The following is a 24,539-nucleotide window of genomic DNA, read 5'->3' as shown; positions in this document are numbered from 1 at the left end:
GTTGACCGACGGGAATGGGGAGCGAGCATCAATCCTCAGCCGAATGGTGCGCCGCAAAATTTCTCTTGAGGCGGGCGGGTTTTCCACGCCCGCAATGTGACCACCCCTCTCCTGCAGATTGAGGCGCCCGGCGGGCTCTGTTAGAGCGGACGACAATCGCTTCGGCTTCAATTTCCCGGAAATTCTCGATGATCCCACGCTACGCCCGCCCCGAAATGGTCTCTGTCTGGTCGCCGGAGACGAAGTTCCGTATCTGGTTCGAGATCGAGGCCCATGCCTGCGACGCGCTGGCCGAGCTTGGGGTGATCCCGAAAGAGGCCGCGAAGACGATCTGGGAAAAGGGTGGAGCGGCGACCTTCGACATCGATCGGATCGACGAGATCGAGCGCGAGACCAAGCACGACGTCATCGCCTTCCTCACCCATCTGTCGGAAATCGTCGGACCGGATGCCCGCTTCGTCCATCAGGGCATGACGTCGTCCGACGTGCTCGACACGTGTTTCAATGTCCAGCTCACCAAGGCTTCCGACATTCTGCTCGCCGATCTCGACGCTCTGCTTGCGGCGCTCGAACGGCGCGCCTTCGAGCACCGCGACACGGTCACGATCGGCCGCTCGCACGGCATCCATGCCGAGCCGACCACGTTCGGCGTGAAGCTCGCCCAAGCCTATGTCGAGTTCCAGCGTTGCCGCGAGCGCCTCGTTGCGGCCCGTGCGGAGGTGGCTACCTGCGCGATCTCCGGTGCTGTCGGATCCTTCGCCAACATTGATCCTTACGTGGAAGAGCACGTGGCAGAAGCCATGGGGCTGAAGCCCGAACCGGTCTCGGCCCAGGTCATTCCGCGCGACCGGCACGCCATGTACTTTGCGACGCTGGGCGTCATCGCCTCGTCGATCGAGCGCCTTGCGACCGAGATCCGCCATCTGCAGCGCACCGAGGTTCTGGAAGCCGAAGAGTATTTCTCGCCGGGTCAGAAGGGCTCCTCGGCGATGCCCCACAAACGCAATCCCGTGCTGACGGAAAACCTCACCGGCCTTGCGCGGATGGTTCGCTCCTACGCCCTGCCGGCGATGGAGAACGTTGCGCTCTGGCACGAGCGGGACATCTCGCACTCCTCGGTCGAGCGTTATATCGGGCCGGACGCGACGATCACGCTCGACTTCGCCCTCGCGCGCCTCACCGGCGTCGTCGACAAGTTGCTCGTCTATCCGGAGCGCATGGTCAACAACATGGACAGGCTCGGCGGCCTCGTGCACTCGCAGCGCATCCTGCTGGCGCTGACCCAGGCCGGTGTCAGCCGCGAGGACGCCTATCGCCTCGTGCAGCGCAACGCGATGAAGGTCTGGGAGAGCTATCACGTCGCCGGTTCGGCGACGGTCGATTTCCTCGAAGAGCTTCTGAAGGACGAAGAGGTCCGCAAGGCCTTGTCCGAGGAGGAAATCCGCAAGCGCTTCGATCTCGGCTATCACACGAAACAGGTCGGCACGATCTTCAAGCGGGTTTTCGGCCGCGAGAGCTGAGTCGGAACTCTCGGGCTTCCTGCTCGGTTCGTCTGACAGAGGCGGCGGCTTGGACCCCGTCCTTGTCGAACCGAACCATGGGAGGAAGAATTGGCCCCCAATCCCGGTCCCCCGTCGCGCGGACCCGAGGCGCGCAGCCGCGGACGCCACGCACTCTGGGTGACGGTCGCCGTCGTCGTTCTCGCTGCGATCGCCTATTTCATTTTCTTCACCGGAACACCGGACGAGGGCACCCGCCCCGATCCGCCTGAGCCCGCGCCTGCAGCCGAGAGCGGATAGCGCCGCCGCGTATCACCCCCGGCGCTTTGCCAGAGGAACGGTTTCGATCATCCAGACGGTCGACATGAAAAACCCCGGTGCCATTCCGCACCGGGGTTTCTTGTTGCGTGGACTTCAGGTCCGAAGGATCAGGCAGACTTCTTCTTCTGCTCGTCGTCGACTTCCTCGTAATCGGCGTCGACCACATCGTCCTTCGCCTCGCTCGAGGCCTCCTCGGACCCATCGCCCTCGGCGCCCTGCTCTGCCTGGGCCGCCTCGTACATGGCCTGACCGAGCTTCATCGAAGCCTGGGCGAGGGTCTCGCTCTTGGCCTTGATGGCATCGGCATCGGCGTCGCTCTTCTCGAGTTCAGCCTTCAGATCGTCGATCGCCGCGCGGATGGCAGTGCGGTCTTCCTCGGAGACCTTCTCGCCATAGTCGGCCAGCGACTTCTCGGCCGAGTGAACGAGGCTTTCGGCCTGGTTCTTGGCCTCGACGCCCTCGCGCCGCTTCTTGTCGGCCTCGGCGTTGGCCTCGGCGTCCTTGACCATCTGCTCGATGTCGTCGTCGGACAGACCACCGGAAGCCTGGATCGTGATCCGCTGCTCCTTGTTGGTGCCCTTGTCCTTCGCCGAGACGTTGACGATGCCGTTAGCGTCGATGTCGAAGGTAACCTCGATCTGCGGCACGCCGCGCGGTGCTGGCGGAATCCCCTCGAGGTTGAACCGGCCGAGCAGCTTGTTGTCGGCCGCCATCTCGCGCTCACCCTGGAAGACCTGGATGGTCACGGCGTTCTGGTTGTCTTCGGCCGTGGAGAAGGTCTGAGACTTCTTGGTCGGGATCGTCGTGTTGCGGTCGATCAGACGGGTGAACACGCCACCGAGCGTCTCGATGCCGAGCGACAGCGGGGTCACGTCGAGAAGCAGAACGTCCTTGACGTCGCCCTGGAGCACACCGGCCTGGATCGCAGCGCCCATGGCGACGACCTCGTCCGGATTAACGCCCTTGTGCGGCTCCTTGCCGAAGAACTTCTTCACCGTCTCCTGCACCTTCGGCATGCGCGTCATGCCGCCGACGAGCACCACTTCGTCGATCTCGTTGGCCGACATGCCGGCGTCCTTGAGGGCAGCCTGCATCGGGCCGACCGTACGCTGCACCAACTCATCGACCAGCGACTCGAACTTGGAACGCGTCAGCTTGATGTTCAGGTGCTTCGGGCCGGTCTGATCGGCGGTGATGAAGGGCAGGTTCACCTCGGTCTGCGAGGCGGAGGAAAGCTCGATCTTGGCCTTCTCGGCCGCTTCCTTGAGCCGCTGAAGGGCGAGCTTGTCGTTCTTCAGATCGATGCCCTGGTCCTTCTTGAACTCCGAGGCGAGGTAGTCGACCAGACGCATGTCGAAGTCTTCGCCGCCCAGGAAGGTGTCGCCATTCGTCGACTTCACCTCGAAGACGCCGTCGCCAATCTCGAGCACCGAGACGTCGAACGTGCCGCCGCCAAGGTCGTAGACGGCGATGGTCTTGCCGTCGGACTTGTCGAGACCGTAGGCGAGTGCCGCCGCGGTCGGCTCGTTGATGATGCGCAGAACCTCGAGGCCCGCGATCTTGCCGGCGTCCTTGGTGGCCTGACGCTGGGCGTCGTTGAAGTAGGCGGGAACGGTAATGACCGCCTTCTCGACCTTCTCGCCAAGATAGGATTCAGCGGTTTCCTTCATCTTCTGAAGGATCATCGCGGAAATCTGCGACGGAGAATACTTCTCGCCGGACGCTTCGACCCAAGCGTCGCCGTTGCCGCCTTCGACGATCTTGTAGGGAACGAGGCCCTTGTCCTTCTCCACCGTCGGATCGGAGTAGCGGCGGCCGATCAGGCGCTTCACGGCAAACAATGTGTCTTCCGGATTGGTCACGGCCTGGCGCTTGGCCGGCTGGCCGACGAGCCGCTCGTCATCATCCGTGAACGCCACCATCGAGGGCGTCGTACGCGCGCCTTCGGCGTTTTCGATGACCTTTGCGTTCTTGCCGTCCATGACGGCGACGCAGGAATTGGTCGTGCCAAGGTCGATACCGATAACCTTCGCCATATTCATACTCTCCTTTTCAAGCGAGCCGCCCGGGACCCTCGTCGAGGCGTTCCCGCTGGGCGACCCCCGCGCAGCGTCTCAAAATCTCAAAAGGCCGGTCGCGTTCAGAAAGTCGTCCGGCCGAGCGGTGATGGCGGCTATATATGAATGGCCCAGTTACGGCGCAAGGCGCCTTCTGACGCTTTCGTGAGGCGAGGTTTTCGGTTGGGCAAGGGAGCCTGCGACCGGCCGCGTCAACAGAAATTCCCTGCCCGATGGGAACCGCAAGGCCGCTCGCGCGCTAATGCTTCAAAGCAAAGGCCCGAGCAACTCACGCAGCGGGTCGAAGCATCGGGAAAGGAAAAGACGTGGCAAGAAACATCATCTATCTGATCGGACTCATCGTGGTCATCGTCATCGTGCTGTCGCTGCTCGGCGTCGTCTGATCCGACAACCCGATCGCTGAAACTCAAGGGCGCCCCGCGATTGTCGCGGAGCGCCCTTTTTGTGTGTCGATCGATCAGCGAGGCCCGGCCTATCCACCGAAGATACGCTCGAACAGGCTGCGGTCGGTTTCGCGCGGCGGCGGTACCCGGCCTTCAAGCACCGCCCCCGGTGGCGGGCGGCGGTAGATGACCCGGCCCTGCGGATTTTCCTCCCGCGCCGGGCTGTAATACTGACCGTCCTCGGTCGGCAGTTCGCTGTCGTAGTAGTACTCGCCATCGGCACCCTCGGCGACGAGCGGCGCCTCCGGATCACCGACGCGGTAATTGCCCGGCAGCGGGATGACCGGCGTGTCCTCATGCGCGGCGGCCATGAAGTCGTGCCAGGCCTCGGCGGGGAGCGAACCGCCGGTCACGCGGCGCATCTTGGCGCCATTGTCGTTGCCGAGCCAGACGCCGGCCACGAGATCGGCCGTGTAACCGACGAACCAGGCGTCCTTGAAATCCTGGGTCGTGCCGGTCTTGCCTGCGGCCTCCCAGCCATCGATCGCGGCCCGTCGCCCGGTGCCGGCGCTGACCACGCGCTTCAGCATCGCGTTCATCATGCCAACCACGTCTTCCGAGACGATCTTCGGCGGCACTTCGGCCCCGCGCTCCCAGAGCACCCGGCCGTCTTCGGTGGTGATACGGTTCACCAGATGCGGCGTCGCCCGATAGCCGCCATTGGCAAAGGGGGCGAAGGCACCGGTCAGTTCCAGAAGCGAGACCTCCGACGTGCCGAGCGCGATCGACGGGTTGTTCACGAGCTCCGATTCGATACCCATGCGATGGGCGGTCTCGATCACGGCGTCGGTGCCGACATCGTCGATCAGCCGTGCCGCCACCGTATTCAGAGACTGGCGCAGCGCATCGGCGATCATCACCGGCCCGCGATACTTGTTGTCGTAGTTCTGGGGCGTCCATTTGCCGATCCGCACCGGACCGTCTTCGATCACGCTTTCCGGCCGCCAGCCATGCTCGATGGCGGTCGCATAGACGAAGGGCTTGAAGGTCGAGCCCGGCTGCCGCTTGGCATCGACCGCGCGGTTGAACTGGCTCTGGGCGTAGTCTCGTCCACCGACGAGCGCGCGGATCGCACCGGTCCCGTCCAGCGCCACCAGAGCCCCCTGGCTGACATTCTGCTTCGCGCCGTCGACGGTCTGGCGGACCACCTTCTCTCCGAGCTTTTCCAGCGACAGGTCGATCGTGGTCTCGACGACCACGTCTTCCTTCACCTCGCCCACGAGAGACTTGATGTCGCGCATGACGAGATCGGCCGCATAGTGCTCGGCGCCGGTCCAGTAGCTCTTGGCCTTGGTCGCCTTCTGCGCAGCCGCGTCGGCATATTCCTGCGCGTCGATGAGGTTCTGGTCGTGCATGGCGGCCAGGACCACCTCGGCACGCTCCTTTGCAGCCTCCGGGTCGCGCGCCGGCGACAGGCGCGAGGGCGCCTTGAGGAGACCGGCCAGCAACGCCGCCTCGGCCAGACTCACCTCGCTCGCCGACTTGTTGAAATAGCGCCGCGCCGCTGCCTCCACGCCCGTCGCGCCGGAGCCGAAATAGACGCGGTTCAGATACATTTCGAGGATCTGGTTCTTGGTGAACTTCTGCTCGAGCCAGAGCGAAAGGATTGCTTCCTGGATCTTGCGCTGGATCGTCTGATCCGGATTGAGGAAGACGTTCTTGGCGAGCTGCTGGGTCAGGGTCGAACCACCCTGAACCGTCGCGCCCGCCTGCCAGTTCTCGATGAAGGCACGCGTGATGCCGATCGGGTCGACGCCCCAATGGTCAAAGAAGCGCCGGTCCTCGATGGCGATGACGGCCTGGGGAATATAGGGGCTCATCTCGTCGAGCGAGACTTCCTTGCCACCCGTGAGGCCGCGATTGGCCATGAGCTCGCCGCTGACCGAAACGATCTTGACGTTGGGCGGACGATCCGGGATCGCCCAGGCCTCCTGCGGCAGCTTGATCGCGAAATAGCCGATGACGGCCGCGACCGCGAGGCCGCCCCAGAGAGCACCGGCAAATCCCAGCCGGAAGATATGACCAAGGAAGCTGCGGCGCCGCCGACGGCGCCCGGAACCTCCGCCATTGCCGCCTCCCGAGGCCCCTGAGCCTCGACCGGAGCGACGGCTGGCCGAGGACTTCGACGAGGCACGGGAAGGCTTTGCGGCGGGCTTCGACTTCTTCGACTTGCGACGCGCATCGTTCGCAGCGGACGGCACCGCCCGATCATCCGGGCTGATCGAGAACTCGTCCGCCCTCACCTCTTCGGGGCGCTCGAAGCTCGGTTCGATCCGCTCTTGCCGCCGTGCCGCCATGCCAGACTTCCATCATCGCATCGGGGCGACGGGCCACAAGGCTAGCGAAGCCGCGGCCGGGTCCCCCTCGATTTTCCCCACAATGCCGGAGCCGTGACCGCAAGGCCGATCGACTCCTCCAAGCGCCTGTCCCCACAAAGACGCCGCCGGGCCGGCTCGGATCATGCCAAGCCGGCTTCGGCAGGCTGGAATGTCGAACTTAAATGCGGCGATTTAACGGGGCGTTAAGGAATGTCGGCGGGGTCGACGCCCTCGTGAACGCGCCGTTGCAAGCCTCGCCCCTGTCTCGGCGCCGATCGGTCCTTACGTCTCGTGCTCAACATCGAAACAACGAACGAGACAGGACATGCAGATCGATCTTTCCGGCAAGACCGCCATCGTCACCGGTTCGACCGCCGGCATCGGCCTTGCGGCCGCCATCGGCCTCGCACGAGCCGGCGCCCGCGTCGTCGTCAACGGCCGCGATTCCGACCGCGTGGAGACCGCCATCCGCGCCGTTCTCGACGCCGTGCCGCGCTCCGACGTTTCCGGTGTGGCGAGCGACCTCGCCACGGCCGAAGGCTGCGACAAGCTGCTCCAGGCGGTTCCCGAACCGGACATTCTCGTCAACAATGTCGGGATCTTCGGGCCAAAGCCCTTTTTCGAGGTGGACGACGAAACCTGGGAAAAGTTCTTCCAGCTCAATGTGATGTCAGGCGTGCGGCTGGCCCGCGCGACGATGAAGGGAATGATGGAGCGCGGTTTCGGACGCGTCGTGTTCCTGTCGTCGGAATCGGCGCTCAACATTCCGGCCGACATGATCCATTACGGCTTCACCAAGACCGCCGTCCTGTCGCTCTCCCGCGGCCTCGCCAAGCTGGCGGCGGGAACCGGCGTGACGGTGAATTCCGTGCTGCCCGGACCGACAATGTCGGAAGGCGTCAAGGGGATGCTGAAGGAGATGGCGGAGGAACAGGGCGTCTCGATCGAGGAGGCCGGCAAGGCCTTCGTGCAGTCCGAGCGCCCGAGCTCGATCCTGCAGCGCCCCGCGACCGTCGAGGAGGTCGCGAACATGATCGTTTATGCCTGTTCGAAGGAGGCATCCGCCACCACCGGCGGCGCGCTGCGCGTCGATGGCGGGGTGGTCGATTCGATCGTGCCGTGAGCAGAACGTCAGGGGCGGCGAAGTGGTCGCCGCCCGCGCCGACGCTGATCAGAAGAGGTCGAGCGAGAAGCGCTTCGAGATGCCGAGGCTGAAAGTGTACTGGTCGTCGTCGCCAGCCTCGACGATCGGCGAGTCGGCCGCGTCGCCCACCAGCTTGTCCCAGGATGCGTCGGCGTTGAGGAACCAGTCGGTGTAGAATTCGTAACGGGCGGATGCCGCCACGCCGACCGACTTGAAGCCGCCGCCGGCATCATAGGTGCCGAAGCGTCCGCCGCTGGCGATCGATTCCGCCGGGCTGACGGAGAAATAATCGTCCATGTAGCTTTCGGAGGCGAAGCTGACCGTCGGTCCGAGCTTGAAGGTCAGATAGTCGGTCGGCCGCGCGATCAGGTTCGCACCGGCATCGCCGACGACGCCTTCCGCACCGCCGAACGCATAACGCACGGCGCCATAGACTTCGGCATATTCCCACTCGTAGCTGACCTTGATGCCCGCCTCGTAGGTGGCATCGACGTCGTCGAGGCCGTTGAGCACCGGATAGTCGTTCGAAGTGCGCTCGCCGATATAATTGAAGGACGGGCCGATGGAGAAGCCGAGGCCGTCCGGTCCGCCGAAGGAGCCGATGCCGGGCAGGTTCAGATATTCGACGCTGAAGATCGCCGCCGGCACGATTCGGTAGTCGTCGGAACCGAGGAAGTCCGGCTCGACGAGACCCTTGATGCCGAGTTCGAAGACGAAATCATCGCCGCCATAGTCGACGGTCGCCGGCATCGGCGCCTGCGGCGCCGGGTCGTAGGGGCCGGTGACATCGGCCGCGCTCGCCAGGACGGTCGAGCCCAGGAATGCGGCGAAAACCGTCGAGGCAAAGCGCAAAGCCATGGTCTGATACTCCAGCCGTTTGCACGCCTCGTTCTGACTGTCCCGGTGCGAGACCACCTCTCGGCGCCCCGCCCCGTCGGGCATGCTAGGCCCATGTTTTGGCGCGCAAGACCTTCGAACGCAATTCACACACCCCGCGAAATCGACCGCCGGGAGCCCATTCGGATCAAAGCGTTGCAGGATGGGCACAGACGGTTGCGGGTGGAATGGGAATGGCGTTGGGGTCAACGCCCAAAACGCAGGAAGGGCGCGGCGATCCCCCGATGCCGCGCCCTTCCGCATGTCCCCCGCTCCTCTTTCGAGGTTCGGTCATCCCCTTAACCGGTATCGGCCTATCGCATGATCGTGACCAAAAATCGATCATTGGTCGCGAAAATGTTGCGGTACCGGTCCCCTATGACGTCCAAATTGAAGGCATTTTGTTAAGAAGGCGTTAACCCGCGGGATCTTTCGGCCGCCAGCCAGTCTCGAAGCGGCGCTCTGACGCGAATCGGCGTGCGTCCCACAAGCAGTTGATGCGGGTTTTCGACACGGCTTCATGCCGCTTTTCTTTCGCGCCCGCCCGTCGCGTTTTACGTCTCGCGCCGCCCTTTCCCGCTTCGTTTCCCGGCTTTGAGCCGGTGTCCATGGCTCTGCCTGCTTCTTGGTCGGCCGGGTGCCAGAGACACCACCCCGCAAACTTCCTTCGTCCCAATGGTTTGGCATGAATCCCCGCGCAAGGCCGGGATGGCGTTGGAGGTGCCGTATGCGTGTTGAAACAGCGAGTGGCACCCCGCTCATTCCGTCGGATGGACCTCGAATTCTCCGTCATAGGATTCCACCTCGCCGATCACCTCGACCTTCTGCACCAGGCCGCAGGGCGGGCCCTCGCCGGCGAGCTTCAGCATTTCGTCGACTGCGTCCTCTTCCCCGCTGAACACGGCCTCGACGGCGCCGGAGCGGCGATTACGCACCCAGCCGGACAGGTTGAGACGTTTCGCCTCACCCTCGCACCAGGCGCGGTAGCCGACGCCCTGCACCCGCCCGGAAATTTCGACATGGACGCTCTTGGTCATCTGACACTCCGTCTTCGAGAGAAAAACGCCTCCCAGCCATCAGAGTAGTGTGGCCGGCTGACGATTCGAATCCGATCCCGCGTTCTTTCGGAAAAATCGTGCGGGCAATGGGGTTTGGCCTTCCGCGCTGGCGCGGTATCGAGCGTGAAGTCGAACACGGATCGCCGCCGCGGCTTGAGGTTCCGGGCTTTGACGCGACATTGCCGAGGCCGGCCCTTGCGGGATTTCCCGCGACGGGCCTGCCGAAGGCCGCCTCCGGGCGCAACGAGAAGAGACGGGAGGAGAGGAATCATCCATGGGCATGATGCCAGGTCCGCAGGACACCGACACGCTGGGCGGGCGAATCCAGAAGACCCGGGACGCGCTCGGCCTGTCCACCGGAGCGCTGGCCCGCCGCATCGGCGTGCGGCCGGAAACCATGCGGGGCTGGGAGCGTGACCGGGCCGAGCCGAAAAGCGCGAAACTGGTCGAACTCGCGGGCGTTCTCGGCGTCAGCCCGGCCTGGCTGATGGGTGGTGTCGGCGAGACGCGGGACGCCGAACTGGTCGAACCGGCCGCCATCGAAGCGAAGATCGCCCTCCTGCGCGAACGCCGGGCGGCCATCGACGACGAGATCCAGAAACTGGAGGTGCTCAAGGCATCGAGCAGCGAATGACACGCCTCAGTTCGGCGGTGCGACGGTCGCGCGGTCCAAGCTCAGCCGGGCGCGGCGCTCGCGCAGATAGACGAATAGGCCGGAGCCGACGATGATCGCGATGCCGACGAATTTCAGCATGTCCGGCAGGTCGCCGAAGAACAGATAACCGAAACCGATCGCCGAGACGATTTCCAGATAGCCGAAGGGCGCAAGCACCGAAGCGGGCGCCAGCCGGTAGGCCATCACGAAGAACAGATGACCAAGGGTGCCGATACCGCCCGCGAGAAGGATCAGCACCCAGGTGGCGCCGCTGTCCGGCCAGGTGAAGCGCAGTTCCTCCATGCCGAGCGGATGGCCGATCGCCATCGCGATGACCAGCGCCACGGTTCCCGCCGCTCCCGCATGCACCATCATCGCCGAGGGACTCGTGCCTCGCGAGACCTTGCGGCTGAGGATGAAATAGGCCGCCACGAGGAGAGCGGTGAACAGGGGGAGCAAGGACGCCGCACCGAAAACCGCATAGCTCGGCCGGATGATGATGATGGCCCCGACAAATCCGACGCAGACCGCCGCGATCCGGCGAAAGCCGATCGTCTCCTTGAGAAACACGGCCGAAAGCACGGTGACGATCAGCGGCTCGACCATGAACACGGCGACCGCATCCGCAAGCGGCATGAACCGCAGGGCGCCGAAGAAGGCCACCGCCGCGACCGAAAGCAGGAGGCCGCGAAGCATGTTGAGACCCGGCCGGGTCGTGCGCAGCCCGACAACGCCCTCCGTCGCCAGGATGACCGGCAGGATCATCACTGTCTGGAGGAATTGCCGCGACAAGGCGACTTCACCCGGGGATATGTCGTGGTCCGTCACCAGCATCTTGCCGCAGACGTCGAGAAGCGGGATGACACCGGCCGCCAGGACCATGATCGCAATGCCACGCAGCATCTCGCTGGGGGTGTTCTCGAAACTCTCGACGATCCTGGCCATGGCGCTTCATGGCACGGATGGTGACGCTGCGCCATAAGGCAGACGAAGCAAACGATAGGCGATGCCGGAGATGTCCATGGAACGAACCGTCTATGTCGACGCCGACGCCTGCCCGGTGAAGGACGAGGCGATCGACGTCGCGACCCGGAAGGGGGCGGCCGTCGTGCTCGTCTCGAATGGCGGCATGCGCCCCTCGCGCTTTCCGGAGGCGCGGATCGTCGTCGTGCCGGATGGCCCGGACGTCGCCGACGACTGGATCGCCGATCAATGCCGCGTGGGCGATGTCGTAGTGACAGCGGACATTCCGCTTGCATCGCGGGCTTTGGAAAAGGGCGCGGCGGCGCTGGGACCGACGGGCCGGGAGTTCACCGCGGAAACCATCGGTGCGGCTCTCTCCATGCGCGCCTTCAATCAGCATCTGCGGGAGACCGGGGAATCGAAGGGCTACAATGCCGCCTTTTCCGCTGCGGACCGCTCGCGCTTTCTGCAGGCGCTCGACCGCATTCTTGCGCGCTCCGCGTGACGGGCCTCGCGGCCGTTCACGATCGGGAGAGGTGGGCGAAACTCTCCCCTGCCCTTCTACGAATGAAGTAGGAGGCGACCGAGCGCCGTGATCCGCGTCCAAGCGGGCTACAGGGACGTCATCAAGCCATCAGCGAAACGGAGAGGCCATGACGACCGAGACCGAGCACGTCGAAGCAGAGGCAGGGAGAAAGGCCGGGTCCCTGATCTACCGGCAGAAGCTCACGACCCGCCTCACCCACTGGCTCTGGGTGATCAGCCTGTTCTTCATGCTCCTGTCGGGTCTGCAGATCTTCATGGCGCGGCCGGATCTCTACATCGGCCAGCAGTCGGGTTTCGGCTTCGACAACACGGTGCTGTCCATCGGTTCGGTGCGTATCGAGGGGGAATGGCAAGGTCGCACCACGCTGTTCGGCGAGAGCTTCGACACCACCGGCTGGCTCGGACTGGTCCCGCAGGGCGACCAGATGGCGCGCAAGGCCTTTCCTGGCTGGATGACGGTTCCGGGAAACCGCGACCTCGCAACGGGTCGGGTGGTGCATTTCTTCTTCGCCTGGGTTCTCGTCGCGACGCTTCTGGTCTGGCTGGTCGCCAGTCTCGCCAACCGGCATTTGCGGGACCTGATTCCAACCTTGAGCGATCTGAAGCGGCTTCCGGGCGATGTCGCCGACCATCTGCGACTGCGCTTTCCCCATCACGGGCGATATAACGTTCTGCAGAAGCTCTCCTATGCGGGCGTTCTGTTCGTGGCCCTACCTGTCATGATCCTCACCGGCCTCACCATGTCGCCCGGTGTCGTGGCCGAGGCGCCCTTCCTTCTGGACCTGTTCGGCGGTCGCCAGACGGCGCGCACGATCCACTTCGTCGTGATGCTCGCGCTCGTTCTGTTCTTCATCGTCCATCTCGCCATGGTTCTCCTGGCCGGACCGCTGAACGAACTGCGTTCGATCATCACCGGCTGGTACCGCACCGACACGGAGTCTCGGACATGAGCCCGATCTTCCTCTCCCGCCGCCGCTTTCTCACCGGCGCGACCATCGCCTCGACGGCCCCTCTCGCAGGCTGTTTCGACTTTCTCGGCGACCGCTCTGGCGAGGTGCGCGGCGCGCTCGAAACGGCGAACTCGCTGACCTACCACGCCCAACGCCTGCTGCTCGGCAGCGACGATCTCGCACGCGAGTATTCGGAAAGCGAAATCCGCCAGCCACAACGCCCGAACGGCTCCACCAATCCTTCCGATCGCGCTTATGTGGCGCTCGCTCGCGGTGGTTTTTCGGACTACCGGTTGAAAGTGGGCGGGCTCGTGGACAAGCCCACCGAACTCTCCCTCGGCGAATTGCAGGCCATGCCGTCCCGCACGCAGATCACCCGCCACGACTGTGTGGAGGGCTGGAGCTGTATCGCCAAATGGACGGGCGTGCCGCTCTCCACCGTGCTCGATCACGTGTCGCCCAAACCGGCGGCGCGCTTCGTGGTGTTCGACTGCTTCGACACCATGCAGAGGAACGCGCTCGGCGCGATCAAATACTACGAATCGATCGACATGGCGGACGCTCGCCATCCCCAGACGATCCTGGCCTACGGCCTGAACGACCAGTCGCTTCCCATCTCGAACGGCGCGCCGTTGCGGGTGCGTGTCGAGCGTCAACTCGGCTACAAGATGGCGAAATACATCCGGGCGATCACCGTCACCGAGACTCTCGAGGGCTTCGGTCAGGGCGGTGGCGGATATTGGGAAGACCGGGGCTATGAGTGGTTTGCGGGAATCTGAGCCTCTCGCCGCAGCAATCAAACGTGCCAAGGCTATCGACAGCGCCGCCAAGAATCGGCGAATACTTAAATTTCTACTTTATTCGTGACCCAGATGAATTGCCGGCAATGCATGAGACTCCCCCATCTGAAAGCGAGAAAATCCCCACCTGAAGACGAATCAGCCAATATGCCGCCCAGTATTAATTGAATCTTATAGTCTCTCCGCTTTGCTATCGGCATGATAGGGGCCGTAGCGGACCGTGAGATGAAACTCAAAGGGCAAAATCGAGGATTTGCGGTGAGGTTGATGGAGCACCTCGTCGTTCCGACTTTCGTTCTCGACCACACCGGCAAAGTGATCATCTGGAACAAGGCCTGCGAGCGGCTGACGGGTGTGCCGGCCGATACGGTCATCGGCACAAGCCTCCACTGGATGGGGTTCTACAAGGAAGAACGCGTGTGTCTTGCGGACCTCGTATTGCACAGCGACCTCTCCAGCATCGACGAATTCTACGCCGTCAATCTCAGCACCGCTGCCAATAATGGAATCGTTTCCGCGGAGAACTGGTGCCGCTTTCCGAAGACGGACGCCGAGCGTTATCTCGCGATCGATGCCGGTCCCATATTCGACGACAACGGACAGCTCATCGCCGTGGTCGAAACCCTGCGTGATATCACCGAGCAGAAGGAAGCTCAGGAGAAGCTCGAGATCCTCGCGCGCCAGGACAGTTTGACAGGTCTGGCGAACCGCCGGCTCTTCGACGAGCATCTGGTCGCAGAATGGCAACTCGCAGCCGGCACAGAGCAAGCCCTGTCGCTACTGATGATCGATATCGACCACTTCAAGCCGTACAATGACACTCTCGGCCATCTGGCCGGCGACGTCTGCCTGAAACGGATCGCCGGCATCATTTCTGCCGAGATCCGACGCGAGGGCGACCTGTGTGCCCGCTATGGCGGCGAGGAGTTCGCCGTGATCCTGCCTCGCACCAACAGGGAAGGCGCAGTGAAGGTCTCGGAACGGATCATCGCAGCCATCCGCGCGGCCCGTATCCCCAACCCCGGCATCGGGAAAGCAGGTCGCATCACATTGAGCGTCGGCGTTGCGTCCTGGCAAGAGGATCAGGAGTCCTGCGCCGACCTTCTCGCCGATGCCGACACGGCCCTCTATGCGGCCAAACAGGCCGGCCGCTCATGCGTGCGCGCCGCGGCACCTCAGATCGCCGCCTGACGGCAGGTGATGCCGGCAGCGCGAAGGGCGCAGCGCGGCGTTCCCGCGCTTGACGGAATACTCTTCGTATTCCCCGAGAACTACGCGATCATTTGAGACGCCACCACGTGCAGGCACAGGGCAGTCCGCGCCCCGATATTGGTGGTCTTCGAGAAATTCCCCCGAACAGGTCGGATCAGGATACGGGTACGGCCCCTGTGCTCGAACCGCCGTCTGTCGTATCTCCCTGCGATCCGCGAACAAGCGTCTCCGAGGGCCGTTTCTGCTTGGCCGGCCTGGTCTTGACGGCAGGAACATGTCCCTCCGGACCGTAAATCTGCTTGCGCAATTCCTTCGCATAGGCGTCAACGAGTTGCTGGTCGACCAGTTCGCGATCCTGAAGGAGAGCGACCGCTGCCCCCAAAACACCGTTGATCGCGGCATCGCGATGGACCACGACTACCGGACGCGATTCCAAGACCTGCCCCGAGGCATCGGCAACCGTGACCTGACTCTCAATGGCGCTCCCGCTTCCGACCAAGGCTGACAACACAGCATTCTTGTAGAGTACCGCTTCAACGTCGATATGGACCGTCGACGGCGTGCCCCTCGGATCGACACCGACGACGGCGCCGGATGCGGCAGCCTGCATGGCCGGGCCGATATCTGTCACCGATCCAATATCCGGCGCGGTCGTGACCGTTACACTCGTGACATTCAACGGCCCTGTTTCGTCGACGACGGCGGGCAGGCACCCCGTCAGCCCAACAAGCCCTAGCAGAAAACAACATTGCAGGAGGAGGCGCATCTCTTTCTTTCCTTCGGTGCGACGCAGATCATCTGAGCCGGCTGGATAGACCGAGAACATTCGCAGTTGCAATTTGCCAGAATTCGAACCTCCATCAAATCAAAGACTTAATTCATCCATGTCGCACTCGGAAGATCCACTGTGGCGACCAGGCCACAACTTCTGCATACGGAACTCAGGGTCGTCGACCGAGGAGGATCGCGGCGGCGCGCATCTCCTGCCAGCGCTTTTCGCGCAACGCCATCGCCTCTTCGTCGGCGCCCCACTGTTCGATGTTCCAGTCCTCGTCGAGATGAGCCAGCGACCAGGCCTTTTCGGCCGACAGGCGTCCATCGGCGAGCGCAAGCGCAATCAACGCCGATCCGGTCAGCGTCGTCGCCTGATGCAGTGCGGCCACCTCGAATCCCGAGGAAAAACCGGCAAGATGCTGCCGCACGGCCGCGAGCGAAGCTTCCGGCTGGGCGACGTGCATCACCCCTTCAACCAGCACGAAACGGGCGGCGAGCCGGTCATGCGCCCAGTCGAGAATCGGGTCCCAGCGCTCGCGCTGGCGCGCGACGAGGCGCTCCGGGTCGCCGGCGCGATAAAACAGCATGTCGGTCTCGGCGAACCGCGCGATCTCCGCGCGCACCGGCTCCGGATCGTCGAGGACGCCGTCGATGATCGTGTTGATCAGACGGGTCATCGGCATGGTGCCCGGATCGATTCGCTCGCCCTGAGCCTCCCATTCGGCGGCGATCGCCTCGGCGACGGCACGCGAGGGGGCCCGCACGGGCTTGCGGGCGGGCGTCTTGATCGGACGGCCGTCGAGTTCGACCGTCGATCCGCCCGCGATCTCGACGATGGCCACGCTCTTGTAGAAGCGCTTCGGCAGTTCGGGCCGGGCGAAAGCCGGGTTCTGGGACATGGATCGAATCCTCTTGGCGGAACGCGGGTGAAACAGCGATTGACTCTGCTGGATCAGGCGGCGGCGAAGCGCTGCAGATGGCGGGCCAGTTCCTCGACGCTCCCGGACACGACCGCGGCGCCGGCATTGAAGAGATGCGCGCGGGAATGACTGCCCCACGCGACACCGACAGCGCCGGCCCCTGCCGAACGCGCCATTTCCATGTCGAACGTCGTGTCGCCGACGACAAGAGCCGCAGACGGTTCGAGGCCCAATTCGTCGCAGCATTCGAGCACCATGGCCGGATGTGGCTTGGAGGGACAATCGTCGGCCGTGCGCACGACATGAAAGGCCTCGGTCAGGCCGTGATGCGCCGTGAGCGCGGCGACGCCGCGACGGGACTTGCCGGTGACCATGCCGACGAAGATGTCGGGCTGCGCCGCCAGATTGCGGACCAGCTCGCCCATGCCGGCGAACAGATGCTCGGCGAAGTCCGGCCGGGCGCGCTCGGCGCGGTATTCGATCCGGTAGCCTTCCACCAGATGGGCGACCATCGCGGCGTCGAGCGACGGCCGGAGCGCGGAGATCGCCTTGTCGAGCGATAATCCGATAATGGCGCGCGTGGCTTCGGGCGGCGGCGGCTCCAGATCATGGCAGCGAAAGGTCCGCTCCATGATGGCCGAGATCAGCCCGGCGGAATCGGCGATGGTGCCGTCGCAATCGAAAAGGATTGCTTTCATGACCTGACCTCAGTCATCGAGCTCGGCCTCGTCGAAGCCGAAGAGATTGAAGGTCTGGACCATGTGTTCGGACAGCGGCGCGACCTGGTCGATGACGCCACCAGCAGGATGGGGAATGACGATCCGCCGGGCATGAAGATGCAGCCGCTTCTGGACGCCGCCGGGAAATTCCCAGTTGGTGTCGTGCTCGAAGTATTTCGGATCGCCCAGGATCGGATGGCCCAGATGGGCGGCATGGACGCGAAGCTGGTGGGTGCGCCCGGTATGGGGCTGCATCTCCAACCAGGCGAAGTTCTGGGCCACCTGATCGATGATCCGGTAGTGCGAAACCGCGTGGTCGGCACCCTCCTCGCCGTGCTTCGCGACCCGCATGCGGTCGCCGTCCGGCGTCTGCTCTTTCTTCAGATAGGTGGAGATTCGCCCTTCCCGCTTCCCCGGCACGCCCTTCACGATCGCCCAATAGTGCTTCTGGGTGTCGCGCTCGCGAAACGCCCTGGTCAGATGGGTCGCTGCGCCCCGCGTGCGGGCGACGACGAGGATGCCCGACGTGTCGCGGTCCAGCCGATGCACCAAGCGGGGTTTCTCGCCCTTCCGGTTGCGCCAGGCTTCGAGCATCTTGTCCATGTGCCGCGAGACGCCCGAGCCGCCCTGGACGGCGAGCCCGGCCGGCTTGTTGAACACGAAGACCTTGTCGTCCTCGTAGATCAGCATTTTCGCCAGAACGTCACCATCATGGCGATCGCGCATGGTGTTGGCGGTGAGAGGCCGCGCGTCACCCTTGGCGTCGGTCGCCAGCGGCGGCACGCGCACCATCTGGCCCGGCTGGATTCGGGTGTCCGACTTCGCCCGCCCGCCGTCCACGCGGATCTGGCCGGAGCGCAGAAGCTTCTGCAGCTGACCGAAGCCGAGCCCGGGATAGTGGAGCTTGAACCAGCGGTCGAGCCGCAGCCCCGCCTCGTCGTCCTCGACCCGCCTTTGTTCGACGCTCGCCATCGGCTTCGCGCTGCTCCTCGATCTCGCACCCTGTGAATTCCGGCTTTCCTACAGAAAGGAGGGCCGAGCGGCAACGAAGGAAGCAGCCCGCCTCTACCGCGCTCGCGCCAGTTCCTGCGGCGAGACATAGGCCGGGTCATGGGCGAAGGGCAGCGGATCGTCGCAACGGAGCGCATCGAGGATGCTTGCGAAATCGGTGCGGCACCGAAAGTCGAGGACGCGCCTCATGCGGGAGGCGTCATAGACCCGCCCGATCGAGCGCGGCAGCGTCCAGCCGCGCTTGGCGTAGAGTTCCGGCGCCTCGGGAAAATGCCGAGCGATGACGGATGGCGCATCCCGCTTCAGTTCCGCCACGTCCCCGCGGTCGAAAGGCGTCGGGGCCGAGACGACGAAGACGTCGAAGCCCACTTCAGGTGCCTTTTCCAGCGCCGCCACATGCGCTTCGGCCGCATCCTCGACCGTCAGACGCCGGTTCAGGAATTCGTTGGCCTTGAGATTCGGCCCGGGAAGACCGCGCAACGTGTCGTCATCCTCAGGGAAGAAGCGCGCCGTGCGCAGGACGATCGCGTTGAGGCCGTGGTCCAGGTGAAACAGCCGGCAGAGCCCTTCCGCCGCCAGCTTGGTGACGCCGTAGATGTTGCGCGGCGCCAGCGGAGCGGCGTCCTCGTCGAGCCAAATGGCCGCCTCCCCGGCCTCCACTCGAATCGCCTGGGAGATCATCAGCGAGGTGGTGGAAGTGAAGATGAAGCGGTCATGGCCGGCGGCGACGGCCGCCTCCAGGAGGTTCAGCGTGCCGGTGACGTTGACGTCGACGAAGGTCTGACGCGGATAGCGCGCGATGTCCGGCTTGTGCAGAGCGCCGGCGTGGATGACGGCCTCGATGCCGTATTCGGCGAAGACACGGTCGATCAGTTCCCGGTCGGCAACAGTGCCGAGGACCTGGGTGGCGGCACCGGGGGCGACGTCGAGGCCGACGACCTGGTGGCCAAGCCCGGAAAGCCGCGGTGCGAGAAACCGGCCGAGCCAGCCCGAGGAACCCGTCAGAAGAATACGCATGGCGAGGCGTCCGACGATCAGGAAGGGATTTGACCCTTCGGTTAGCCGATCGCCCGCACCAGGGAAAGACCGGCAAACAGGGCTGCGATCCCCAGCGCGACCGAACCGAAGACGTAGATCGCCGCCAGGGCCAGGTCGCCGCGCTCGTAGAGAACGGCAGCGTCGAGGGAAAAGGACGAGAAGGTCGTGAAGCCGCCGAGCACGCCGGTGGCAAAGAACAGCCGCAGTTCCGGCGAGGCGCCAAGGCGACGGGCGAGAAGTTCGACGAAGACCCCCATGACGAAGGAACCGACGACGTTCACGAAGGCGGTCCCGAAGGGAAACCCCGGCCCCAGCAATCGCAGCGCAAGGAGACCCGACAGGTGTCTCAACCCGGCTCCGATGCCGCCCCCCAGGGCGACCAGCAAGACTTGGTACATGGGCGCCCCAATGCCGATGCGGTGCATGTCTCAACGGAGAACCGGCCGGCACCTGGGCGCCGGCCGGTTCGAAGGTTCGTCCGATATGGCAGTTCGCGAGAGCGAAGGCGTCAGATCTTTCCCTTCGCCTTCATCTTCTGCAGGAACGGCTCCTTCCTTTCCTCGGCGAGCCCACGATAGGTCGACCAGCAGAGGAAGAGCAGCAGGATCGCGAAGGGGAAACCCGTCGTGATCGCGGCACCCTGGAGTGCGGCCAGTCCGCCGCCGAGCAGCAGGGTCAGGGCCACGAGACCCTCGAAGGTCGCCCAGAACACGCGCTGCGGAACCGGGGCGTCGATCTTCCCGCCGGCGGTGATCGTATCGATGACCAGCGAACCGGAGTCCGACGAGGTCACAAAGAACACGATCACGAGCACGATGCCGATGAAGGAGGTGATCTGCGCCAGCGGAAGCTGACCGAGCATCTCGAAGAGCTTCACCTCCAGCGCGGCGTTCACGATACCCTCGAAGCCGCCGATCGTCTCGGTCAGGGCCGTCCCACCAAAGATCGTCATCCAGATGATCGAAACGATCGTCGGAATGATCAGGACGCAGGTGATGAACTCGCGCACCGTGCGGCCACGCGAGACGCGGGCGATGAACATGCCGACGAAGGGCGACCAGCTCATCCACCAGGCCCAGTAGAAGCTGGTCCATCCCTGGCGATAGCCGTCATCCTCGCGACCAAACGGATTGGACAGCGGGATCAGTTCACGGAAATAGGCCACGGTGTTGCCGACGAAGCCCTGGATCAGATCCATCGTCGGACCGACGGCGAAGATGAACACCATGAGCAGGAACGCCAGCACCATGTTGATTTCCGACAGGCGCCGCACGCCGGCATCGAGGCCAGCCACGACGGAGACGAGCGCCGCACCGGTGATCAGGGCGATCAGCACGATGTTCGAGAACATCGTGTCGGGAACGCCGAAGAGATAGTTCAACCCACCGACGGCCTGCTCCGCGCCGTAGCCGAGCGAGGTCGCCAGACCGAAGAGCGTCGCGAAGACCGCGAGAATGTCGATGAAATGGCCGGGCCAACCCCAGGCCTTGTCGCCCAGCATCGGGTAGAACACCGAACGCATGGTGAGCGGCAGGCCCCAATTGTAGCTGAAGAAGGCCAGAGCCAGCGCCACGACGGCGTATATCGCCCAGGGATGCAGCGCCCAGTGATAGATCGTCGCGGCCATGCCCAGTCGCCGTGCTGCGTCCTCGTCGCCGGCAACGCCCATCAGCGGCGCGGAGGCGCCCCCTTCCATCGAGGTGGAGAAGTGCGTGATCGGCTCCGACACGCCGTAGAACATCAGGCCGATGCCCATGCCGGCGGCGAACAGCATGGCGAACCAGCCGAAATAACCGAATTCCGGCTTGGCATCCTGGCCACCCAGCCGGATCTTGCCGAGCGGCGAGACGACAAGGAACAGGCAGAACAGGACGAAAATGTTGCCGGCCATCAGAAACAGCCAGTCGAAGGTCGAGGTGATCGCGGGGCGCAGCCAGCCGAAGAAGCTGTCAGCGAGGCCAGGGAACAGCAGCGCGAACCCGACGAACACGATGATGATGCTTGCCGAGATCGGGAAGACCGGATTGTGGATATCGAGCCCGAACCGCTGAATGTTGTCCTGACCGACCTCGTAATTGGTCACGGAGACGTCAGGAATTTCGGTCGTCTCTGTCGCCATGGGGGCCTCGTTATTTTACAATTGTCGTTATTGGACAGTGGCTTGCACTGGAGGAATCGGGTCTCGACCAAACTGGAAGACCCCTAAACAAATCCAGATTCCCTATCAGACACCGCATTTGGAGCGCCGTATCAACCCCCGTGACCGCGCTCACGCCGCAATCTTGCCAGAAATCGCAATCGATCCCCGAGCTGTTGCTCCGCACCACGATCCGTCGGTTCATAGAATCGGGGGCGGTCCATGCCATCGGGAAAATAGTTCTGGCCCGAAAAAGCGTCCGGCATGTCGTGGTCGTATTGATAGCCCGCGCCATAGCCTTCCTCGCGCATCAGCCCGGTCGGGGCGTTGAGGATGTGCTTGGGCGGCAGCAGCGAGCCGTGCTCCCTGGCCGCGCGCATGGCGGCCTTGTAGGCGGTGTAGACAGCGTTGGATTTCGGGGCTGCGGCAAGATAAGCGGTCGCTTCGGCGAGGGCGAGTTCCCCCTCGGGCGAGCCGAGATAGTCGTAGGCATCCTTTGCCGCGAGTGCGACGGTCAGCGCATGGGGATCGGCAAGGCCGATATCCTCGCTCGCCATGCGCACGAGACGGCGTCCGAGATAGAGCGGGTTCTCCCCGGCATCGAGCATCCGGCAGAGCCAGTAGAGGGCTGCATCGACATCGGACCCGCGCACCGATTTGTGGAGCGCCGAGATCAGATTGTAGTGGCCGTCCTGCCCCTTGTCGTAGATCGCGGCGCGCCGCTGCACGACGGATAGAAGCGTCTCGGCATCAAAGACCTCTCCCTCCCCGGCTGCCCGCCAGACTTCCTCGGCGAGCGTCAGAATGGCTCGGCCGTCGCCGTCGGCCAGTTGCAGCAGAAGATCGCGCGCCGCCGCATCGACCGGCAGGTCTCGCCCCGTCTCGGCCTCCGCTCGCACCAGAAGCTTTTCCAGGCTCTCGGCACCGAGCGAGCGGAAGCTGAGGACCCGAGCCCGCGACAGGAGCGCCGCATTCAGTTCGAAGGAGGGGTTCTCCGTCGTCGCCCCCACCAGCACCACGGTGCCGTCTTCCATGACGGGCAGGAAGGAATCCTGCTGGGCGCGGTTGAAGCGATGAATCTCGTCGACAAAGAGCAGGGTGACGCCGCCATTGGTTCGTCTGAGCCGGGCCGACTCGAAGACCTTTTTCAGGTCGGCAACGCCCGAAAAGATCGCCGAAATCTGCTCGAAGGCATAGTCGACCTCGTTGGCCAACAGTCGCGCCACTGTCGTCTTGCCGGTGCCCGGCGGTCCCCAGAAGATCAGCGAGCCGAGGCTCTTTGTGGCCAGCATGCGGTGGAGTGCCCCGCCGGGCTCGGTCAGATGCTCCTGACCGACGACGTCGGCGATCCGCGTCGGACGCAACCGGTCGGCCAGCGGGCGCGGGGCCTCGGCCCGTTTCGGCTCGCCCTCTTTCCGAGCGGGCGGATCGTTGCGCGAGGAGCGGCCACGGGGCGGCTCCGGTGGCGGCTGATCGCCGAAAAGATCGGCCATGTCAGCGCACGACCTGCGTCAGGCGGCGACCATCCCGTTCGATGTCGAACTGCCAGGCGCGGAAGCGCGACTGCGCCAGCGTTTCCAGCGTCTCGGTTGAGTCAACCGCCTCGCCATTGACGTCGAGCAGGATGTCCCCGGGCCGCAAACCGAAGCGCTGGGCGATCGAGCGCGGAGCGATGGCCGCGACGACTACGCCGGTGCGATCCGCGGGCAGATCGAACTCACCGGCGATACGCGGCGAGAGATTGTAGACGGTGGCCCCGGCGAAGGGATTGCGGCCGGCGATCGTGCGCTCGTCCCGGGGCGGGACCTCTGGGGCCCTTTCGAGCGCGAGCGTCAGCTCTTCGGTGCTTTCCCCGGACAGGACGTCGAGCTTCACGCTTTCACCAATGCCGAGCGTGGCCAGGCGATAGGTCAGTGCCTCCGGATTGTCGATGCGGCGGCCATTCGCCTTCAGGATCACGTCGCCAATCTGCAAACCCGCACTGTCCGCCGGGCCTTCGTCAAAAATCGACCGCACAAGGGCGCCCGTCGGCCGCTCGAGGCCGAGCGCTTCGGCGATGTCGGGCGTGACCGTGGCAAAGTCCGCGCCGACGAAGGGACGCTCGAAGCGACCACCCTCTTTGGCCGAGCGCACAAAGGCCGCAACCATGTTGCCGGGTATCGCGAAGCCGATGCCGTTCGAGCCGCCCGATCGCGAGAAAATGGCCGTGTTGACGCCGACGAGCCGGCCCTTCATGTCGATCAGCGCGCCGCCGGAATTGCCTGGATTGATCGCCGCGTCGGTCTGGATGAAGAAGCCGAAATCATTGACGCCGATATGGTTGCGGGCGAGCGCCGAGACGATGCCGTTGGTGACCGTCTGGCCGATGCCGAACGGGTTGCCGATCGCCAGGACGAGATCGCCGATTTCGAGATCGTCGGAATTGCCGATGGCGATGGCCGGAAACGGCCCCTCCCCCTCGATCTTGAGAACCGCCAGGTCGACGGTCGCGTCCTTCGACAACACCTCGGTGGCGAATTCGCGCCCGTCCGCGAAGGCGATCTTCACCTCGTCCGCATCCTGGACGACATGATTGTTGGTGACGACGAGACCGGAGGAGTCGACGATCACGCCCGAACCGAGCGAGGATTCCATGCGCGGCGGATTGTCGAACTGCCGACCGAAGAACTGGCCGAAGAAGGGATCGTCGGCAAATGGCGAACGGCGCGCCGTGACCTGCCGGGCCGCATAGACATTGACGACCGCCGGTGCCGTCTGGCGCACCAGCGGAGCGAAGCTCAGGGAGATTTCAGCTCGGGTCGAGGGAACAGTCTTGGCATCGGATTGCCCGCTTTGCGCAAAACGCAGCGGCTCGATGCGTGCCTCCGCATCGTCCGGGGCATCCGGCTGCGGAACAGCGATACCGGGGCCGGTTTTCCCGCCCGTATCGCCTGGCGGATGATCAGTATCGAGGAACACCGTGATCAGGCGATCGAAGGCCGCGTTTCCCGACAGTGCCGCCGGAATCGCGACGACGGTGCCGAGAAGCAAGGTTGTCGCGAGAACCAGAAGTTTGAGCTTCATGTCACCCCCGCTCG

The 24,539-nt window shown here is 64.2% G+C and carries 22 protein-coding genes; 8 read left to right on the top strand and 14 right to left on the bottom strand.

All coding sequences use genetic code 11. The features are described 5' to 3' along the window. Nucleotides 1-188 precede the first annotated feature (188 nt). Together purB and MF134_RS06710 are read left to right on the top strand one after the other, a co-directional pair. Nucleotides 189-1,520: an adenylosuccinate lyase gene (purB, locus tag MF134_RS06715; RefSeq protein WP_255338657.1), complete on the top strand. Its 1,332-nt coding sequence runs from the start codon at nucleotides 189-191 to the stop codon at nucleotides 1,518-1,520. A 90-nt stretch (nucleotides 1,521-1,610) separates the two neighbouring features. After that, nucleotides 1,611-1,799, top strand: a complete 189-nt coding sequence (locus MF134_RS06710; protein ID WP_255338656.1) for a hypothetical protein — start codon at nucleotides 1,611-1,613, stop codon at nucleotides 1,797-1,799. A gap of 128 nt (nucleotides 1,800-1,927) precedes the next feature. On the opposite strand, the gene dnaK is transcribed toward MF134_RS06710, so the two are convergent. Further along, nucleotides 1,928-3,856, bottom strand: a complete 1,929-nt coding sequence (dnaK, locus tag MF134_RS06705) for a molecular chaperone DnaK (RefSeq protein WP_255338655.1) — start codon at nucleotides 3,854-3,856, stop codon at nucleotides 1,928-1,930. Between the two features lie 514 nt (nucleotides 3,857-4,370). Beyond that, nucleotides 4,371-6,638: a transglycosylase domain-containing protein gene (locus MF134_RS06700; protein ID WP_255338654.1), complete on the bottom strand. Its 2,268-nt coding sequence runs from the start codon at nucleotides 6,636-6,638 to the stop codon at nucleotides 4,371-4,373. A 346-nt stretch (nucleotides 6,639-6,984) separates the two neighbouring features. Between MF134_RS06700 and MF134_RS06695 the strand changes: the two genes are divergently transcribed. Continuing rightward, a complete protein-coding gene (locus MF134_RS06695) occupies nucleotides 6,985-7,782 on the top strand; it encodes an SDR family NAD(P)-dependent oxidoreductase (RefSeq protein ID WP_255338653.1) in 798 nt (265 codons plus the stop codon). A gap of 48 nt (nucleotides 7,783-7,830) precedes the next feature. Here MF134_RS06695 and MF134_RS06690 read toward each other — a convergent pair whose 3' ends face one another. Continuing rightward, nucleotides 7,831-8,661, bottom strand: coding sequence for a MipA/OmpV family protein (locus MF134_RS06690; protein ID WP_255338652.1), 831 nt, complete (start codon nucleotides 8,659-8,661; stop codon nucleotides 7,831-7,833). Nucleotides 8,662-9,437: 776 nt separating this feature from the next. Beyond that, the gene (locus MF134_RS06685) at nucleotides 9,438-9,716 is read right to left on the bottom strand and encodes an acylphosphatase (RefSeq protein ID WP_255338651.1); all 279 of its coding nucleotides are present in this window, start codon (nucleotides 9,714-9,716) and stop codon (nucleotides 9,438-9,440) included. Nucleotides 9,717-10,011: 295 nt separating this feature from the next. Between MF134_RS06685 and MF134_RS06680 the strand changes: the two genes are divergently transcribed. Next, nucleotides 10,012-10,371, top strand: a complete 360-nt coding sequence (locus tag MF134_RS06680) for a helix-turn-helix domain-containing protein (protein ID WP_255338650.1) — start codon at nucleotides 10,012-10,014, stop codon at nucleotides 10,369-10,371. 6 nt (nucleotides 10,372-10,377) lie between these two features. Here the strand turns inward: MF134_RS06680 and MF134_RS06675 are convergent, their stop codons facing one another. Beyond that, nucleotides 10,378-11,337, bottom strand: coding sequence for a DMT family transporter (locus tag MF134_RS06675; RefSeq protein ID WP_255338649.1), 960 nt, complete (start codon nucleotides 11,335-11,337; stop codon nucleotides 10,378-10,380). A gap of 76 nt (nucleotides 11,338-11,413) precedes the next feature. On the opposite strand from MF134_RS06675, the gene MF134_RS06670 reads away from it, so the two are divergent. The 4 genes from MF134_RS06670 to MF134_RS06655 all read left to right on the top strand — a co-directional run bounded on the left by MF134_RS06670 (nucleotide 11,414) and on the right by MF134_RS06655 (nucleotide 14,842). Continuing rightward, on the top strand, nucleotides 11,414-11,860 hold the full coding sequence (locus MF134_RS06670) for a YaiI/YqxD family protein (protein ID WP_255338648.1): 447 nt from the start codon (nucleotides 11,414-11,416) through the stop codon (nucleotides 11,858-11,860). Between the two features lie 148 nt (nucleotides 11,861-12,008). Then, nucleotides 12,009-12,851 carry a cytochrome b/b6 domain-containing protein gene (locus tag MF134_RS06665; protein WP_255338647.1) on the top strand — a complete coding sequence of 281 codons (843 nt, stop codon included), beginning with the start codon at nucleotides 12,009-12,011 and terminating at the stop codon, nucleotides 12,849-12,851. Next, entirely contained in the window at nucleotides 12,848-13,630 is a 783-nt protein-coding gene (locus MF134_RS06660; RefSeq protein WP_255338646.1) for a molybdopterin-dependent oxidoreductase, read from the top strand. The genes MF134_RS06665 and MF134_RS06660 overlap by 4 nt, the downstream gene beginning before the upstream one ends. A gap of 288 nt (nucleotides 13,631-13,918) precedes the next feature. Next, nucleotides 13,919-14,842 carry a sensor domain-containing diguanylate cyclase gene (locus tag MF134_RS06655; RefSeq protein WP_255338645.1) on the top strand — a complete coding sequence of 308 codons (924 nt, stop codon included), beginning with the start codon at nucleotides 13,919-13,921 and terminating at the stop codon, nucleotides 14,840-14,842. A gap of 175 nt (nucleotides 14,843-15,017) precedes the next feature. Here the strand turns inward: MF134_RS06655 and MF134_RS06650 are convergent, their stop codons facing one another. The 9 genes from MF134_RS06650 to MF134_RS06610 form a co-directional block, all read right to left on the bottom strand. Further along, nucleotides 15,018-15,689, bottom strand: coding sequence for a hypothetical protein (locus MF134_RS06650; RefSeq protein WP_255338644.1), 672 nt, complete (start codon nucleotides 15,687-15,689; stop codon nucleotides 15,018-15,020). A 115-nt stretch (nucleotides 15,690-15,804) separates the two neighbouring features. Next, a complete protein-coding gene (locus MF134_RS06645) occupies nucleotides 15,805-16,536 on the bottom strand; it encodes an ATP12 family chaperone protein (protein WP_255338643.1) in 732 nt (243 codons plus the stop codon). Nucleotides 16,537-16,589: 53 nt separating this feature from the next. Next, entirely contained in the window at nucleotides 16,590-17,255 is a 666-nt protein-coding gene (locus MF134_RS06640; protein ID WP_255338642.1) for an HAD-IA family hydrolase, read from the bottom strand. Between the two features lie 9 nt (nucleotides 17,256-17,264). Then, complete coding sequence (locus MF134_RS06635; RefSeq protein ID WP_255338641.1) at nucleotides 17,265-18,248, bottom strand: RluA family pseudouridine synthase; 984 nt, start codon at nucleotides 18,246-18,248, stop codon at nucleotides 17,265-17,267. Between the two features lie 93 nt (nucleotides 18,249-18,341). After that, the gene (locus MF134_RS06630; RefSeq protein WP_255338640.1) at nucleotides 18,342-19,304 is read right to left on the bottom strand and encodes an NAD-dependent epimerase/dehydratase family protein; all 963 of its coding nucleotides are present in this window, start codon (nucleotides 19,302-19,304) and stop codon (nucleotides 18,342-18,344) included. Between the two features lie 41 nt (nucleotides 19,305-19,345). Continuing rightward, on the bottom strand, nucleotides 19,346-19,723 hold the full coding sequence (gene crcB, locus MF134_RS06625; RefSeq protein ID WP_255338639.1) for a fluoride efflux transporter CrcB: 378 nt from the start codon (nucleotides 19,721-19,723) through the stop codon (nucleotides 19,346-19,348). Nucleotides 19,724-19,833: 110 nt separating this feature from the next. Beyond that, nucleotides 19,834-21,444 carry a BCCT family transporter gene (locus MF134_RS06620; protein WP_255338638.1) on the bottom strand — a complete coding sequence of 537 codons (1,611 nt, stop codon included), beginning with the start codon at nucleotides 21,442-21,444 and terminating at the stop codon, nucleotides 19,834-19,836. A gap of 131 nt (nucleotides 21,445-21,575) precedes the next feature. Continuing rightward, a complete protein-coding gene (locus MF134_RS06615) occupies nucleotides 21,576-22,955 on the bottom strand; it encodes a replication-associated recombination protein A (RefSeq protein WP_255338637.1) in 1,380 nt (459 codons plus the stop codon). 1 nt (nucleotide 22,956) lies between these two features. Further along, nucleotides 22,957-24,525, bottom strand: a complete 1,569-nt coding sequence (locus MF134_RS06610) for a Do family serine endopeptidase (protein WP_255338636.1) — start codon at nucleotides 24,523-24,525, stop codon at nucleotides 22,957-22,959. Nucleotides 24,526-24,539: the final 14 nt, after the last annotated feature.

The organism is Jiella marina (assembly GCF_024359545.1).
GTDB lineage: Bacteria > Pseudomonadota > Alphaproteobacteria > Rhizobiales > Rhizobiaceae > Jiella.
This window is presented reverse-complemented; position numbering and strand designations above follow the sequence as displayed.